The organism is Bifidobacterium callimiconis (assembly GCF_003952005.1).
Lineage (GTDB): Bacteria > Actinomycetota > Actinomycetes > Actinomycetales > Bifidobacteriaceae > Galliscardovia > Galliscardovia callimiconis.
On record NZ_QXGJ01000011.1, the window covers coordinates 61,613 to 76,534 of the forward strand.

Below are 14,922 nucleotides of genomic sequence, written 5' to 3' on the forward strand. Positions count from 1 at the left end.
TAGGACTCAGGCGAGCCGACAGGCGAGCCAGACATTCGCGGCCAAAGGCCGTCCATCCTTGCAGGACGAGCTGTCGGCGCAGCCGACTGAGGGGAGTCAACCCGCTACGGGAGCCAACCCCCAAATCCCTACCGCGAACCGGAAGAAAGCCATCGCGCGATTCGTTCCTTCATCCTCCGCGCCCGCGACGGGTCCCTTCCGTATGTGGAGACCGTGATCATCAGCCCGTCCTGTTCCGTCACGGCCACGTTCCCGAAGTTCGATTGCGCAGGATCGGCCGCGTTGTTGACCAATGGCACGCCCGCGGCCTTGGCGTCACGCACCGCTCGCGCGTTCGCCTCGGGATCGTCCGTGCACGCGATCACGATGAACGCACCGGCAAGACCAGTGTCGTCCCCAACGTCGTCTCCAGCGACGCCACCCTCATCGCCCCTGTGCGAGTTATCCCCAGACTTGTATGGCTTATCCACCCAGGTCACACGTCCCCGCTTCGCTTCGCCGGCGATGCGCGGATCGAGCGTCGGGCTGATCACGGTCACGCGCGCACCGGACCGCAGCAGCGAGGCGACCTTGCGAGCCGCCACGCGTCCGCCTCCCACCACCACGGCCAGGCGTCCGCGGATGTCGAGATTCACCGGATACGGTCGCGCCGCCACCTTCCCGCTCACATCCTCACCGTCGTCGCCCGTCGCGCCCACGGTCATCACGGCTCCAGCAGCGACGCGACGCCGCCCACCACGATCAGCGCGGGGGCGCCGAGTCCGGCCTCGTCCACGGCGGCGCGGATGCCGGCAAGATCGGAGCGCACGGCCCGTTGCTGCTCGCGCGTGGCCCACTGGATCACGGCGATCGGCGTATCGGCCGGCTTGCCGTTGGCGATCAGGTTGCCGGTGATGCGATCAAGCGACTCCATGCCCATGAGGAACACGAGTGTGCCTTCCATGTGCGCGATGTTGTCCCAGTCGAGTTCATGCCCCTCGCGCTTGCGATGGCCGGCGATCACGTGGAAGCTCGACGCGTAGTCGCGGTGCGTCACGGGAATGCCCACGGCCGCCGGCCCCGCGATCGCACTGGTGATGCCCGGCACGATCTCCACACGCACACCCCGGTCACGCAGATACTTCTGCTCCTCGCCGCCGCGACCGAACACGAACGGGTCGCCGGACTTGAGCCGCACCACGCGTTTGCCTTCAAGCGCGAGACGAGCGAGCATGTCGTTGATCTCGCGCTGCTTCACCGGGTGATGGTGCGCGGACTTGCCCACGTCGATACGCTCGGCATCGTCGCGCGCGAACTCGAGCAGTTCGGGGTTGACGAGCCGATCGTACACGATCACGTCGGCCTCCTCGATCCGCCGCTTGCCGCGCAGCGTCAGCAGTTCCGGATCGCCCGGCCCGGCGCCGACCAGCGACACCAGTCCCGTGCCATCGGCCGGATTGACGTCATCGGTCCGACTCGCGTCACCGACATTGCCGGCGTTATCGACGTTATTGACATTGCCTGCGTCATCGGCGTCACCGACGTTATCGAGCACCGTACCGTTGTCGCTCATGTGGCTCCCCTCCGCTCATCGCCGCGCACCCGCGCGAACACGGGCGCCTTTCGGTCACTCGTTCCAACATACCTGCCTGCTCAAGCCGTTCCGAACGCCGGCCGGGCGAGCATTCCTTGCAATCATTGGCCTCTATCAGCCGTCATAACAAACCGGTATAGGCGTTCCCGCCCCGTGCCCGACGGGCTTCAGCCGTACCGGTTACGCTGGGGAGTCGGAAAATCGTAGGTCGATATCATCGCAACCATTGGGGGATTCATGACGGGAAACACATTCAACGCCGACGCACTGCAGTTCGATCGCCATCGTCGTCTGCGCACGAGCGCGGCGCTGCGCGATCTGGTCCGTGAGACGCATGTGGCGAAGGACGATCTGATCATGCCGGTGTTCGTCGATGCGACGATCAGCGGCAGTCAGCCGATCGCGTCGATGCCGGGCATTTCGCGTTTCGGTTTGGACACGGTGGCCACCGAGATCGATGAGATCGTGGAACTGGGCATCAAGTCGGTGATTGTGTTCGGCATTCCGAATCATAAGGATGACACCGGTTCGGACGCGTGGAGCGACGACGGCATCGTGCAGCGTGGCATTCGTCTGATCAAGGAGCGCCATCCCGAGCTGGTGGTGATCGCCGACGATTGCATGTGCAAGTACACGTCCACCGGTCATTGCGGCATCGTGCGCGATGGCGAGGTGCTGAACGACGAATCGTTGGAGTACATCACGCGCATCGCGGTGAGTCAGGCGAAGGCCGGCGCGGACATCATCGCGCCGTCGAATGCGATGGACGGCTATGTGGCGGCGATTCGCGCGGGGCTCGATGCGGCCGGTTTCGCGCAGACGCCGATCATGTCGTATGCGGTGAAGTATGCGTCGAGCTTCTACGGGCCGTTCCGCGATGCGGCGGACGGCGCCCCGCAGTTCGGCGATCGCAGTGGTTATCAGATGGATCCGGCGAATCGTTTGGAGGCGTTGCGCGAGGCGGCGAGCGACGAGCGCGAAGGCGCGGATTTCCTGATGGTCAAGCCGGCGATGGCGTTCCTGGATGTGGTGCGTGAGGTGCGCAACGCGAGCGACCTGCCGCTGGTGGCGTACAACGTCTCCGGTGAGTATGCGATGATCAAGGCCGCGGCGGCCAACGGATGGATCGACGAGAATCGCATCGTCAAGGAGACGTTGACGAGCATCAAGCGCGCCGGCGCCGACCTGATCATCACCTACTTCGCCAAGGACGTGGCCGCCCGCATCGACGAGCGGGAGTGGTAGGCGCTTTCTCGGCATAGCGGAGGCGTTCCCTCCCTCAGTCCGCCTGGGCGACAGCTCCCTCCCTTGGAGGGAGCACGCAGGGATTATTCTTTGTGCTCCCTCCGAGGGAGGGAGCTGTCGCGCAAACGCGCGACTGAGGGAGGGATCGCAACCCCACGCGCCCTCATAATTTCGGAGTTGACGCATGACCATACTGATCACCTATCCACGGCATAAGATCCCGCAGGATCTGCAGGACCGACTTGACCTCGCCGTCGCACCGGCGACGCCGATCTATCTGCCATTGCGGCATCTGCAGGCCGTGCCGCTGTCATCATCGGACCGCAATCACATCGCCCGCAGCGACTATCTCATCATCACCAGCAACTTCGCCTTGACCACGCTGATCGACCATATCCTGCCATCGCTCGCCTCCGCCTGGCACGGCACGCTGATCGTGCTCAGCCGCAAGATGGAGTCCGCCGCGAACGCCGCCGGACTGCACCACGTTCTGGTTCCCGACGAGGAGAACCGCCACGGTCTGCACCGTCTGCTCGCCGCACTGACGCCCATGCTGCCAGCCGATGCCATCGTCACTGAACTGTGCGGCAACCTGCACGTCCCCGATTCGCACGAGTCCGCGCACCATGAGACGACCAGCCATGGGCCCTTCCACGAATCCGCCATCCCCAAAATCCGCATCTACGAAAACACGTGGGAGCCCGACGACGAGCAGCACGCGACAGACGAAATCCGCCGTTCGCTCACCGCGGCCAACACCCATGATCCGACGGTCAATACCGATATACGCATCAACCGCATCCTGGTAACAAGTCCGTCCGCCTACCAACGCCTGCAAGGCCTCATCGCCGCCACCCCAGAAAGTTTTTCGAAAAAACTAACCTATTACACCCTCGGCCCCAGCACCGCCCGCATCATAACCGCCGCCCATCACCCCGTCATCCTCCCCACCACCAACACCAACGTCCTCCGCCAAACCCTCCTCCACCTCCTCCAAGACCTCGCCTGACCTTTGCCCTCCAGCCCCGTGAGATTTTCAACCGAGCCAATGCGCAGCGAGGCGGCCGCTGCACGGCGCTCGACCATATCAGCGAAGGTGATTTGATATTGCCCTTTACCTCCCGATGCGCCCCAATCCGGACCGCCAAGCGGAGAGGGACGATGGACGGTGCTCGACCGTATCAGCAGGGATTTCTTCTTTTGCCCTTAAGCTCGTGAGATTCTCCGACTGAAAGCCAATGCGCAGCGAGGCGGCCGATGCATGGTGTTCGACTGTATCAGCGGAGGTGATTTGATATGCTCCGCAATCAAATCACCGGAGCGAGGCCAAACGGCCCGAGTGTGTCGAACACCTTGCATCGGTCGCCTCGCGACCAAAGCAACCCTCAGTCAGAGAATCCCTTCACAGCATCCCCCATGAGCGCGCATACTCCACCCGAATCTCAAAGTCCCCTTCGTCGAATCCCGCATCCAGCAGCTCCCGTTCGAGCCGTTCGTAGGATTCCCCGTCGCGTTCGGCGCGCACGCCTTTCCACGAGATGGTGATCTGCCAGTCGTCGGCGGCGCTGATGGATCGCAGTGTGCGCAGCACGCGTTCCACCACGGTGGCGCGTTCCACGCGTTCGCTGAGCGATCGGGATGCTTCGTCGAGCGAGAGTCGGGTGCGGCGGAACGGTCCGTCGGTGAAGGGGATGCCGACGATCACGTGCCAGACGACGGGCAGTCCGCTGCCGGAGTCGACGTAGTCGTCGCGCCTGTCACGCTCGTCGATCTGAGACTCGTCTGCATAGGCGCCGTTCGTCCGTCCGTATTCCACTCCGGCGGCGAATGCATCGCCCACGGGTCGGGTCTTCAGCAGGGTTGCGAAACTCATGAGATTGCTCCTTTGGTATGGCGGGTATGACGTTGGGTGGATGGGACGGATGCGATGCGTGATGGACGGCCGTCGGCGCGAATGTTGCGAGTCCACGCCGACGGCCGTGTATGTCAGGCCACCGGAATGGTGGACCAGAAGCCGGGCAGGATCACCGCGGAGAGCACGAAGCCGAGCACGATGTTGACCAGTGCGCCGATGCTGAACGCGGCGGCGGGCTTCCATCCGAGGGAGGAGAGCTGGCCGAAGCGCGTGGTCAGGCCGATGGACAGGAACGTGAACGTGAAGGCCCACGTGCGCAGTTCCTTGATGGGGGTGATCAGGTCGTTGGTGACGCCGGCGGATGCGGCGGCGCCCGCCACGGTGATCACGATGGTGAGGAAGATGGATGCGACGAAGAATCCGATGACGAACTTGGGGAAGCGGTGCCAGATCTGCGCCACGTCGAGCTTCTGCTTGGGCAGGGTGGCGGGGTCGCGGCCTTCGGCCTTGGCGGCCTTGATCTGGTCCTGACGATCCCAGTAGGTCACGGCGATGAACGCGAGGATGAGGCACCATACGCCGATGAAGATGTCGCGGCCGACCACCTTCATGAGGGTGAAGGCGGCGATGCCCTGCTCGCCGAAGCTGCTGGCCGCGGTCACGCCGGCGGCGTCGGCGAATTCGGAGGTGCCGACCCAGGCGCCGGCCACGCCGTCGGGCAGGCCGAACGCCTTGCCGAGCGCGGTGAGCAGGAAGATGGAGATGATTGCCCAGACGACCACGATGGAGATCACCGCGGAGACGTGCTCCTTGCGGCTTTTGACGGCGCTGCCCACGGCGATGCCGGCGGAGACGCCGCAGATGGAGCCGCCGGCGCCGAGCGTGGCGGCGAAGCGCTTGTCGAGTCCGAACAGGCGGGTGGCGGCGAAGTAGATGATCAGGAACGTGGAGACGGCGATGAACGTGGCCTGCAGGAACGCGACCGGTCCGGCCTTGACGATGGTGGTGAACGGCAGGGTGGCGCCGAGCAGCACGATGCCGACCTTCACGAACAGTTCGGTGCGCAGCGCGCCGCCGAAGAACCGTTCGAGATTGAACAGGTTGCCGAGCAGCAGTCCGATGACCAGGGCGACGAGCGGCGCCTCGAGGTTGTAGGAGCTGGCGAACTTTGACGAGCTGAACACGTTGACGATGAAACTCAGCACGAACAGGGCGAGGAATCCGCCGAGGAACGCCCGCACCTTGAGCTTGAGGAAGTATGCGGCCACGCCGAACACCACGGCGAACAGGGCGAACAGGGCGATGATGTTGGGCAGGCGCTGGATGAGTCCGGCCGCGTGCGTGGTGACGCCGTTCTTGGTCACGTCGCCGCCGTTGAACAGGAACGCCCAGTTGGCCCAGCTGGGTATCTTCGCCGCGAATATGTTGAAGGTGCCGCCGACGGCCCAGATCACGAATCCGAGTGCGACGATGCCGAGGCCGATGAATGTGGCCCACCAGTCCTCGCTGCCGAGGATCTTGCGTCCTTCGGCTGCGGCCGGCACCGCTTCCTTGACGCCGTGCTTGGAGGCACGGGTTACTGCTATTGGCTGCGATTGCGCCATGATGTTCCCCCTCTTCTTGTACGCGCACCCGTCCGATCCCCATCGGCGCAGATACGCGGTTCCCCAGTGGTCTAAGCGTGTGTTCGCTTATCGATATGATCTGGTTTGCCTGTTTGGCTTACTGATTTGGTTTGTTGATTTGATTATCTGTTGTGTTGGTTGTTGATTGTTGTGGCCGCAACGGAACGGATCAGGTCAGATGCCGCGATCACGTATTGAATTCCCCCGACGTGTGTCCCCCACCGTCAATTGAATCCCGTCGTTGCGAAACGTTGTGCGACAACCTTCGTTCCGTTGCGTAGTTACGATGCTAACGACATGGCCGACCCCGGCGCAAGCCTTGCGTTACAACAAAAATCCGCGCGTCGCCATCGAAAGAATCGATAACGTCGCGCGGATCGTACAACGGATGAATTTACGGATCGGCTCAGGCGAAGAACTCCGTATAGATGGCGTCCTTGGCGCGGTTGAACGCCTCGCCCACACGCTTGCGCGGCACGCCCAGATCGACGTGCTCCACGCGTTTGATCTCGCCGGGATGCGGTTTCATCACCACCACGGTCTGCCCCAGGTACACGGCCTCGTCGATGTCGTGCGTCACGATCACCATCGTGATGTGCTCGGCCTGCCAGATGCGCAGCAGCTGGTCCTGCAATTTGATCTTGGTGATGGCGTCGAGTGCGCCGAACGGTTCGTCGAGCAGCAGGATCTTCGGCCGGTTGGCCAGTGCGCGGGCGATGGCCACACGCTGCGCCATACCGCCGGACAGCTGTTTCGGCAACGACTTCTCGAATCCGGTGAGCCCCACCAGATCGATGTACTCCTGAATGTAGTCATCGTCGTTCTTGCGGTCGTCGGGCAGAGCGAAACGGATGTTGTCGCGTACGGAGAACCACGGCAGCAGACGGTGGTCCTGAAACACGAATCCCTTGTCTCGCCCCGGGCCGTCGATCGGCTCGCCGTTCATGAGCGCCGTGCCGTCGTAGTCGGTGTCGAGTCCGCCGATGATGCGCAGCAGCGTGGACTTACCGCATCCGGACGGGCCGATGATCGAGGTGAATCCGCCGCGCGGCAGCGATAATGTCACGTCGTGCAGCGCCTCGACGTCGCCGTCGTCGGTGTGGAAGGTCTTGGTGAGATTGCGAATGTCGATGATGCTGTCGGTCATGTCTGCCATGTTCTGCGAATCCTCTGCGAATCCGTTCATCCGTCCGTCGGCGCCGGTCACAGCCAGTTGACGATGCGACGGCGCTGCCACTGCACGAAGTCGTCCATGAGCTTGCCGATCACGCCGATGATGAGCATGGCGAGGATCACCACGTCGGGGCGGGACATGGAACGGCCGTCGGAAAGCATGAAGCCCACGCCGGACGTGGCGCCGATCATTTCGGCGGCGACCACGCAGATCCACGCGCCGGACAGGCCCAGACGAATACCGGTGAGGATCTGCGGCAGCGCGGCGGGCACGACCACCTGGCGGATGAACCGCCACTTGGGGATCTCGTACGCTTCGCCGAGTTCGAAGTACCGCTTGTCGATGCCCTTGATGCCGTCGACGATGTTGACGAACATCGGGAAGAACGCGCCGATGAAGATGATGTACACCTTGGAGTTCTCTCCGATGCCGAACCAGATGATCGCGAGCGGAATCCACGCGATGCCGGGAATCGGCCTGAGGATCTGCATGATCAGGTCGATGGCCCGCTCGAACCTGTGCGAGACGCCGGCGCCCACGCCGAGCACGGCCGCGGCTGCGAGCGCCACGAGGAAGCCTTCGAGCACGCGTGCGATGCTCACCGCGATGTTCAGCCACAGTTCGCCGCTGGCCGCGTATTCGACCGTGGCCTGCACGATCTGCTGCGGGGTGGCCATGGCATAGGACTGCGATCCGCCGAACGTCCCGTACAGCGCCCACGCCGCCACGATGACGACCGGCAGAATCAGGTACAGCACCCAGCCGCCGACGCCGGACGCCATCTTGGACCGGGAGCGGGCGCGCTTCCGGTTTGCCGTCGAAGTCGACACGGCGGACTTGGTCTGAGCGCGGTCCGGCCGCACGACCGTCGCATCCGTGGCACCCGCGCGGAGTGTCGATAATCCCGTAAGTACTTTCTCGACCATGATCGGTCACTCCTTCGCCGTGGTTGTGGTGGTTGATGTGGTTGCGGCGCCATGCGAGGCGGCGACCGCACCGGTGTCTCGTGTGGTGTCCGCGGCGGTCGATCCGTTCGTCGCCGTCACGAAGTCGGTGTCGATGAGTGCGTTCACGTCCACCTGGGATTTGAGGATGCCGTTGCGCCACGCGAAGTCGCTGACCTGCGTGATCGCGTCGATGTCGTCCTGCTTGAGTTCGGTGGTGAAGGTCAGATGCGTCCAGATCCGCTTGAGCATGTCGGCGCTCACGCCGAAGTCCTTGGCCACGGCGTTCGCAGCCTTGTCGGGATCCTTGGCGATCAGGTCGGCGCCGCGCTGCACGGCGCGATTGTAGGCGCGGATCACGGCCGGATTCTTTTTCGCATAGGCGGTGGTCGCATAGCTGACCATGTTGCCGCGCTTCACGCCGGTGCCGTCGGCGAGCACTTTGGCGGTGCCTTCGCTTTCCAGCTGGGTGACGTACTGCTCCCAGATCACGATCGCGTCCACACTGTGACTCTGGATGGCGGCCACCTGATCCTCGGCGGACAGGTTCGCGGTCTGCACGTCGTCGAGCGTCAGGCCCTGTTCGGCGAGACGCAGCGCCAGCAGATGCTGCGCGTAGGAGCCGGTGGCGTAGCCCACCTTCCTCCCCTTGAGGTCGGCGACGGATGTGATGGTGGAGTCGGCGGGCACCATGATGGCGAGCGCCTTCTCGCCGTAGGCCACGTTCGACACGATGGTGACGTCCTGTCCGGTGGATTTGGCGATGATGGCGGGCAGGTCGGCCGCGTATCCGATGTCCTCGTTGCCGGCGGCCATGGCCTCGTTCACGAGCGGGCCGCTTTTGAAGGAATCCCACGTGTAGCCGGCGTTGACCTTGCCGAGTTCGTCCTTGAGATAGCCGAGCTCGTGCGCCACCCAGACGTCGGAGTACAACGGGTAGGGTTGGGCGGCAATGCGCAGCGTGGTCGTTGCGCTCTTGTCGTTGTTGCCCTGCAATGCCTTGGTGCCGGCGTCGGCGATGAGTTCGCTCGGCCACGCGCATCCGCCGAGGGACAGCATGAGCGCGAGGGAGAGCGCCGCGGCGGAGAACCGGAATACGGATCGTATGCCATGGAATCCGCGAAGTCGTTCGCGTACACCACTCCCGTTGCCTATGCCCATCAGAATCCCCTTACGATGATGTCGCGCACGTCGTATCAAACCCCTGCGGCGAGCGCGTTGGTCACCATTATTCCCGCGGGAACCGTTGCATACGAGCGAAAACGGCACTTTGCGGTAATCCAAAAATCTTGAGCCCCTTATCAATCTGCGCCGTTGCAACGATCTATGAGGCCTCATAACCAGCCCCTATAAGCGCGTTCGCCGATTTCCCCGTCAGGGCTTGAAAACGGCCGGTAAGCTGGGGTTCAACGTCGGCTCGTTGAGGGATGAGAGCCGGCGTCACAACGTCACGATGGGAGACAATCTTGAGCACAGCCGTACTTTCTCCGCAGGAGACACGCATTCGGGAGCAGATCGAGCACAAGCCGGTCAGGCTTGAGCACCACACGCGAGCCAACGACATTCTGGCCCGCATCCGTGCGGAGAAGCCGCACGTCGACGTGGAGCGCGGACTGCTGTTCACCGAAAGCTTCCGCCAGACCGAAGGCGAGCCGCTGGTGCTGCGTTGGGCCAAGGCGCTCTACCACTACGCGGAGAAGGCCACCGTGTACATCGATCAGGATCAGCTGATCGTGGGCCGCGGCGGCGGTGAAGGCCGTTACGGCCTGCTCTACCCGGAACTCGACGGCGATACGCTCGACCTGGCCATTCAGAAGCTGCCGACGCGTGAAAGCTCGCCGTTCGACATCAGCCCCGAGGACGCCCGCGTGATCGTCGAGGAGATCGCCCCGTATTGGAAGGGCAAGACGTTCCACGAGGATCTGGCCAAGGCGCTGGGCCCGGAGACCATGAAGCTCACTTACAATCCCGACGAGGCGCTCACCTCCCGCTACGTGGTGAACGAGACCGCGTCGTTCCGCTCCAGCCTGCAGTGGGTGCACGACTACGAGATCGTGCTGCAGAAGGGCTTCGGCGGACTGCGCGCCGAGGCACAGGAACGCCTGACGCAGCTCGACGAGTTCTCGCCGATCGACAACTGCGAAAAGCGTCCGTTCCTCGAGGCGGAGATCCTCACCGCAGACGCGATCATCCTGTGGGCCAACCGCCACGCCGATCTCGCCGAGCAGCTGGCCGCCGAGGAATCCGATCCGAAGCGCGCCGCCGAACTCACCCGCATCGCGCAGACCTGCCGCTGGGTGCCCGAACACCCCGCCCGCACGTTCTACGAGGCCATGCAAAGCCAGTGGTTCACCCAGCTGTTCAGCCGCATCGAGCAGAAGACCGGCACCATCATCTCCAACGGCCGCATGGACCAGTACCTCTACCCGTTCTACAAGGCCGACAAGGAAGCCGGACGCATCACCGCGGACGAGGCCCAGGAACTGTTCGAATGCATGTGGGTCGACATGGCCCAGTACATCGACCTGTACCTGTCCGACGCCGGCGGCGCGTTCAACGAAGGCTACGCGCACTGGGAGGCCGTGACCATCGGAGGCCAGACGCCGGAAGGCTACGACGCCACCAACGAACTCACCTACATTCTGCTCAAGTCCAAGCGCGAGTTCCCGCTCAACTACCCGGACCTGGCAGCGCGCATCCACACGCGCTCCCCGAAGCGCTACCTGCGCGAGGTGGCACTGACCATCAAGAGCGGCGAAGGCTTCCCGAAACTGCTCAACGACGAGGACGTAGTGCCGCTGCTGCTCAGCAAGGGCGCGAAGTTCGACGAGGCGCTCGACTACTCGGTGTCCGGCTGCGCCGAATGCCGCATGCCGAACCGCGACACCTACACCAGTCCGAACGCCTACATCAACTTCGCCGCCGCGCTGGAAATGGTGCTGTACAACGGCCGCATGCTCAAGTACGGCGATGAGGTGCTGGGCCTGGAGACCGGCGAGTTTGAGGACTTCACGAGCTTCGACGACCTGTTCGCCGCGTTCCTCAAGCAGCAGAACAACCTGCTCAAGCACGCGTTCATCCAGCAGCACGAGATCATTCGCCTGCGCGCCGAGCACTTCGCCACCCCGCTGGGTTCCATGCTGCAGAAGCTGTGCCGCGACTCGTGCATCGACCTGCACCAGCCGAAGATCCCGGGAGGCATCGATCTCGGCTACCTCGAGTACATGGGCTATGCCACGGTGATCGACTCGCTCGCCGCCATCCGCAAGCTCGTGTTCGAGGATCATGTGATCACCCTCCACGAGCTCAAGGAGGCGTGCGCGCACGACTTCGAGGGCTACGAGGTGATCCGCCAGCTGCTGAAGAACGCGCCGTCCTACGGCAACGACGACCCGTACGCCGACGAGATCGGCAAGATCCTGGATCGTACGGCCCAGGAGTTCACCGCCAAATACTCCAAGCAGATCGGCGTGCACATGGACATCCGTCTGGTGCCGTTCACCAGCCACGTGCCATTCGGCAAGGTGGTGTCGGCCACGCCCGACGGCCGCCGCGCATACACGCCGCTGTCCGACGGTTCGTCCGCCGCGCAGGGCGCCGACCACGAGGGCCCCACCGCCATCCTGCTGTCGAACTACCTGACCAAGAACTTCGACCACAACGAGCACGCCGGCCGTCTGCTCAACATCAAGCTCTCCCCCGGCTGCGTGGCGGGCAAGGAGGGCACGGAGAAGCTCGTCGAGTTCATCGAGACCTGGCGCGACCTCAAGCTGTGGCACGTGCAGTTCAACGTGATGAACAACGACACGCTGCGTGAGGCGCAGAAGCATCCGGAGCTGTACCGCAACCTCATCGTGCGCATCGCCGGCTACTCCGCGTTCTTCACCGAACTGTCGAAGGACCTGCAGGACGAGCTCATCTCCCGCAACGAACAGGAAGCCTTCTAACCTCCTCGCCTGTCGGCTCCCCTCCCCAGATCGGAAACGCGCCAGCGCGTCCCCATCCTCGGCTCCCCTCTCCGAGGCTGAGCCCGTAAAGAAAACGCCAGCGGCGTTTTCAGGGCTCAGGCGAGCCGACAGGCGAGCCAGCAATCCGCGACCGGCAGGTCGTCCACTCTTGCAGGACGAGCTGTCCGCCAACGGCAGACCAGAAGCTTTCGGCTCCCTTCCCCAGATCGGAAACACGCCAAGCGCGTCCCATTTCCGCGGCTCCCCTCCCTGAGGGGAGCTGTCCGCCGTTGGCGGACTGAGGGGAGCCACCAGCCCATCCCCTTGCCAATCCCAACCCGACCCACATCACAGAAGCCCACCGACATGCAACCGTCACTAGCCACCCGCATTCTCGCGGACCGCGAGCAGTCCTCCAAGCCCACCGGCGAATGGCGACGGCTCATGCCCAAGGACTCGGCGCTGGTCTTCAACATCCAGCACTATTCACTGCACGACGGCCCAGGCATCCGTACAATCGTCTTCCTCAAGGGATGCCCGCTGCGCTGCCCCTGGTGCAGCAACCCCGAATCGCAGCGATTCGGCCCCGAGGTCAGCTACGTGGCCGACAAATGCATCGCGGGCATGGGCTGCGACCGCTGCGCGTTGGCATGCCCCGGCGCAGTGCGGCCTGCGTCCGGCAATGGCATCGACGCCAACGATGACGCCAACACCAACCCCGCCGCCATCGATCTCAACCATGAGGCCCTCGACCGTCTTGATCTCAACGAACTCACCGGCTTCGCCAAGGCATGCCCGTCCAAGGCCCTCACTCTGGAAGGACATCCCATGCGCGTGGACGAGGTCCTCGACGTCGTGGAACGCGACGAGGTGTTCTTCGACCGCAGCGGCGGCGGCCTCACCGTCTCCGGAGGCGAGCCGCTCGCCCACCGCACGTTCCTCACGTCACTGCTCGCCGGCGCACACGAGCGCGGCATCTCCACCGCCATCGAAACCTGCGGCTACGCGCCCTATGCCTCACTGGCGAGCGCCGCCGAACACCTCGACTACGTGCTCTTCGACATCAAGTCGATGGACGATGTGAAGCACCGCGAGTGGACCGGCTTCGGCAACGTGCGCATTCTCGACAACTTCCGCCGGCTGTGCACCGACCATCCGGAGATCCCCAAACTGGTGCGCACGCCGATCATCCCCGGCTTCAACAACTCGCGCGAGGACGTGGCCGCCATCATCGATTTCCTGCATTCCCTAGGCGGCACCGACGCGAACATCACCTACCAGCCGTTGCACTACCACCGCTTCGGTGAAGGCAAGTACCACGCCCTCGGCCGCGATTACCCGATGGGCTCGGTCAAACTCGACGACGACCTGTTCAACGCGATCCGCGACGATGCGCTCGCCTCGGGACTCGCCGCCGAGGCCCTCTACCACGACTGACGTCCGTTTCCCGCGCTCCCGCATGCCGGTGAAGCGCGACGCCTCTGGCACACCGGCACCGGCGCGAAACGGCAATCTCCAAGTTCTGAAGTGATTTCGTGACATTGCAGAGGTCAATCTCCAAGTTCTGAAGTAGCTATACCGCATATCCGGAGTATGCACGTTGAAATTCCAACCGTCATACTCGGAAGCATCGGCGCAACTACTTCAGAACTTGGAGATTGATGTCTGCAGGATCCCCGAATCACTTCAGAACTCGGAGATTCTGCCATCGACCACAAACCGCGAACCATCACGCATGAATCGCCGCCGAGATCCGCGTCTCCAACGTTCTGAACTCCTCCGTGTCACGCACGGCATCAATGTCCTCGGGATGTTCCGGGTCACGCGGCACATCCACGGGGATATCCATGAGCACCGTGCCCGGATGCGCGCTCATCACCACCACGCGCGTGCCGAGGAAGATCGCCTCGTCCACGCTGTGGGTGATGAAAAACACGGTCTTGCGCTTCTCCTGCCAGATGCGCCGCAGCTCCACCTGCAGGTTCTCCCGGGTCAACGCGTCCAACGCGCCGAACGGCTCGTCCATCAGCACCACCGCGGGATCGGCGGCCAGCACGCGGGCGATCTGCGCACGCTGCTGCATGCCTCCGGACAGCTCGTAGGGCTTGCGATCAGCCGCGTCGGATAATCCCACCATCGACAGGTACTCGTTGGCTACATGCCGGCGCCGAACGGCATCGACGCCCTGCATGCGTAGGCCGAATTCCACGTTGCGCCTCACGTTCAACCACGGGTACAGCTGCGGCTTCTGGAACACCACGCCTCGTTCGGGACTGGGCCCGGCAACCGGCCGACCGTCAATGAGGATCTCCCCTTCGGTGGGCTTGTCGAATCCGGCGAGCATGCGCAGCAACGTGGTCTTGCCGCACCCGGACTGTCCCACCACGGTGATGAAATCATGCGCGTCGATCGTCAGGTTGACGTCGTGCAGCGCGGTCACGTCCTCGCCCCGGTCGGTGTGGAATCGTTTGGTCACGCCGCGGATCGCAACGGCTGGCTGATTGTCGGTCATATGCGTCTGCTCCCTACCTGCCTGTCTTGTTCGTTGCCTTGCGCGCC

The 14,922-nt window shown here is 63.6% G+C and carries 12 protein-coding genes; 4 read left to right on the top strand and 8 right to left on the bottom strand.

All coding sequences use genetic code 11. From position 1 onward, the window contains the following. Positions 1-128 precede the first annotated feature (128 nt). Complete coding sequence (locus D2E23_RS09750) at positions 129-704, bottom strand: precorrin-2 dehydrogenase/sirohydrochlorin ferrochelatase family protein (RefSeq protein WP_126030717.1); 576 nt, start codon at positions 702-704, stop codon at positions 129-131. After that, on the bottom strand, positions 704-1,552 hold the full coding sequence (gene cobA, locus D2E23_RS09755; RefSeq protein WP_126030718.1) for a uroporphyrinogen-III C-methyltransferase: 849 nt from the start codon (positions 1,550-1,552) through the stop codon (positions 704-706). The genes D2E23_RS09750 and cobA overlap by 1 nt, the downstream gene beginning before the upstream one ends. A 258-nt stretch (positions 1,553-1,810) precedes the next feature. On the opposite strand from cobA, the gene hemB reads away from it, so the two are divergent. After that, positions 1,811-2,818: a porphobilinogen synthase gene (gene hemB / locus D2E23_RS09760; protein WP_126030719.1), complete on the top strand. Its 1,008-nt coding sequence runs from the start codon at positions 1,811-1,813 to the stop codon at positions 2,816-2,818. A 184-nt stretch (positions 2,819-3,002) separates the two neighbouring features. Beyond that, on the top strand, positions 3,003-3,827 hold the full coding sequence (locus tag D2E23_RS09765) for a uroporphyrinogen-III synthase (RefSeq protein WP_126030720.1): 825 nt from the start codon (positions 3,003-3,005) through the stop codon (positions 3,825-3,827). A gap of 393 nt (positions 3,828-4,220) precedes the next feature. On the opposite strand, the gene D2E23_RS09770 is transcribed toward D2E23_RS09765, so the two are convergent. The 5 genes from D2E23_RS09770 to D2E23_RS09790 form a co-directional block, all read right to left on the bottom strand. Beyond that, positions 4,221-4,691 (bottom strand): hypothetical protein, encoded by a 471-nt coding sequence (locus D2E23_RS09770; RefSeq protein WP_126030721.1) that lies wholly within the window; start codon positions 4,689-4,691, stop codon positions 4,221-4,223. A gap of 113 nt (positions 4,692-4,804) precedes the next feature. Continuing rightward, positions 4,805-6,277, bottom strand: coding sequence for a YeiH family protein (locus D2E23_RS09775; protein ID WP_126030722.1), 1,473 nt, complete (start codon positions 6,275-6,277; stop codon positions 4,805-4,807). A 427-nt stretch (positions 6,278-6,704) separates the two neighbouring features. Next, positions 6,705-7,454, bottom strand: coding sequence for an ABC transporter ATP-binding protein (locus D2E23_RS09780; protein ID WP_126030723.1), 750 nt, complete (start codon positions 7,452-7,454; stop codon positions 6,705-6,707). A gap of 47 nt (positions 7,455-7,501) precedes the next feature. Continuing rightward, positions 7,502-8,398: an ABC transporter permease gene (locus D2E23_RS09785; RefSeq protein WP_206432033.1), complete on the bottom strand. Its 897-nt coding sequence runs from the start codon at positions 8,396-8,398 to the stop codon at positions 7,502-7,504. A gap of 6 nt (positions 8,399-8,404) precedes the next feature. Continuing rightward, positions 8,405-9,577 carry an aliphatic sulfonate ABC transporter substrate-binding protein gene (locus tag D2E23_RS09790; RefSeq protein WP_164520775.1) on the bottom strand — a complete coding sequence of 391 codons (1,173 nt, stop codon included), beginning with the start codon at positions 9,575-9,577 and terminating at the stop codon, positions 8,405-8,407. Positions 9,578-9,882: 305 nt separating this feature from the next. Here D2E23_RS09790 and hpsG point away from each other — a divergent pair, with 305 nt between their 5' ends. Continuing rightward, positions 9,883-12,363 carry a (2S)-3-sulfopropanediol dehydratase gene (gene hpsG, locus D2E23_RS09795; RefSeq protein WP_126030725.1) on the top strand — a complete coding sequence of 827 codons (2,481 nt, stop codon included), beginning with the start codon at positions 9,883-9,885 and terminating at the stop codon, positions 12,361-12,363. 366 nt (positions 12,364-12,729) lie between these two features. Then, positions 12,730-13,800 carry a glycyl-radical enzyme activating protein gene (locus D2E23_RS09800; RefSeq protein WP_241227278.1) on the top strand — a complete coding sequence of 357 codons (1,071 nt, stop codon included), beginning with the start codon at positions 12,730-12,732 and terminating at the stop codon, positions 13,798-13,800. A 292-nt stretch (positions 13,801-14,092) separates the two neighbouring features. Here D2E23_RS09800 and D2E23_RS09805 read toward each other — a convergent pair whose 3' ends face one another. Next, positions 14,093-14,875 carry an ABC transporter ATP-binding protein gene (locus tag D2E23_RS09805; RefSeq protein ID WP_126030726.1) on the bottom strand — a complete coding sequence of 261 codons (783 nt, stop codon included), beginning with the start codon at positions 14,873-14,875 and terminating at the stop codon, positions 14,093-14,095. Positions 14,876-14,922 lie beyond the last annotated feature (47 nt).

What these genes read in the sequence shown, in the direction of transcription:
- D2E23_RS09750 (WP_126030717.1), bottom strand. Translation starts at nt 704, where the DNA reads ATGACCGTGGGCGCGACGGGCGACGACGGTGAGGATGTGAGCGGGAAG.
- cobA (WP_126030718.1), bottom strand. Translation starts at nt 1,552, where the DNA reads ATGAGCGACAACGGTACGGTGCTCGATAACGTCGGTGACGCCGATGAC.
- hemB (WP_126030719.1), top strand. Translation starts at nt 1,811, where the DNA reads ATGACGGGAAACACATTCAACGCCGACGCACTGCAGTTCGATCGCCAT.
- D2E23_RS09765 (WP_126030720.1), top strand. Translation starts at nt 3,003, where the DNA reads ATGACCATACTGATCACCTATCCACGGCATAAGATCCCGCAGGATCTG.
- D2E23_RS09770 (WP_126030721.1), bottom strand. Translation starts at nt 4,691, where the DNA reads ATGAGTTTCGCAACCCTGCTGAAGACCCGACCCGTGGGCGATGCATTC.
- D2E23_RS09775 (WP_126030722.1), bottom strand. Translation starts at nt 6,277, where the DNA reads ATGGCGCAATCGCAGCCAATAGCAGTAACCCGTGCCTCCAAGCACGGC.
- D2E23_RS09780 (WP_126030723.1), bottom strand. Translation starts at nt 7,454, where the DNA reads ATGGCAGACATGACCGACAGCATCATCGACATTCGCAATCTCACCAAG.
- D2E23_RS09785 (WP_206432033.1), bottom strand. Translation starts at nt 8,398, where the DNA reads ATGGTCGAGAAAGTACTTACGGGATTATCGACACTCCGCGCGGGTGCC.
- D2E23_RS09790 (WP_164520775.1), bottom strand. Translation starts at nt 9,577, where the DNA reads ATGGGCATAGGCAACGGGAGTGGTGTACGCGAACGACTTCGCGGATTC.
- D2E23_RS09800 (WP_241227278.1), top strand. Translation starts at nt 12,730, where the DNA reads ATGCAACCGTCACTAGCCACCCGCATTCTCGCGGACCGCGAGCAGTCC.
- D2E23_RS09805 (WP_126030726.1), bottom strand. Translation starts at nt 14,875, where the DNA reads ATGACCGACAATCAGCCAGCCGTTGCGATCCGCGGCGTGACCAAACGA.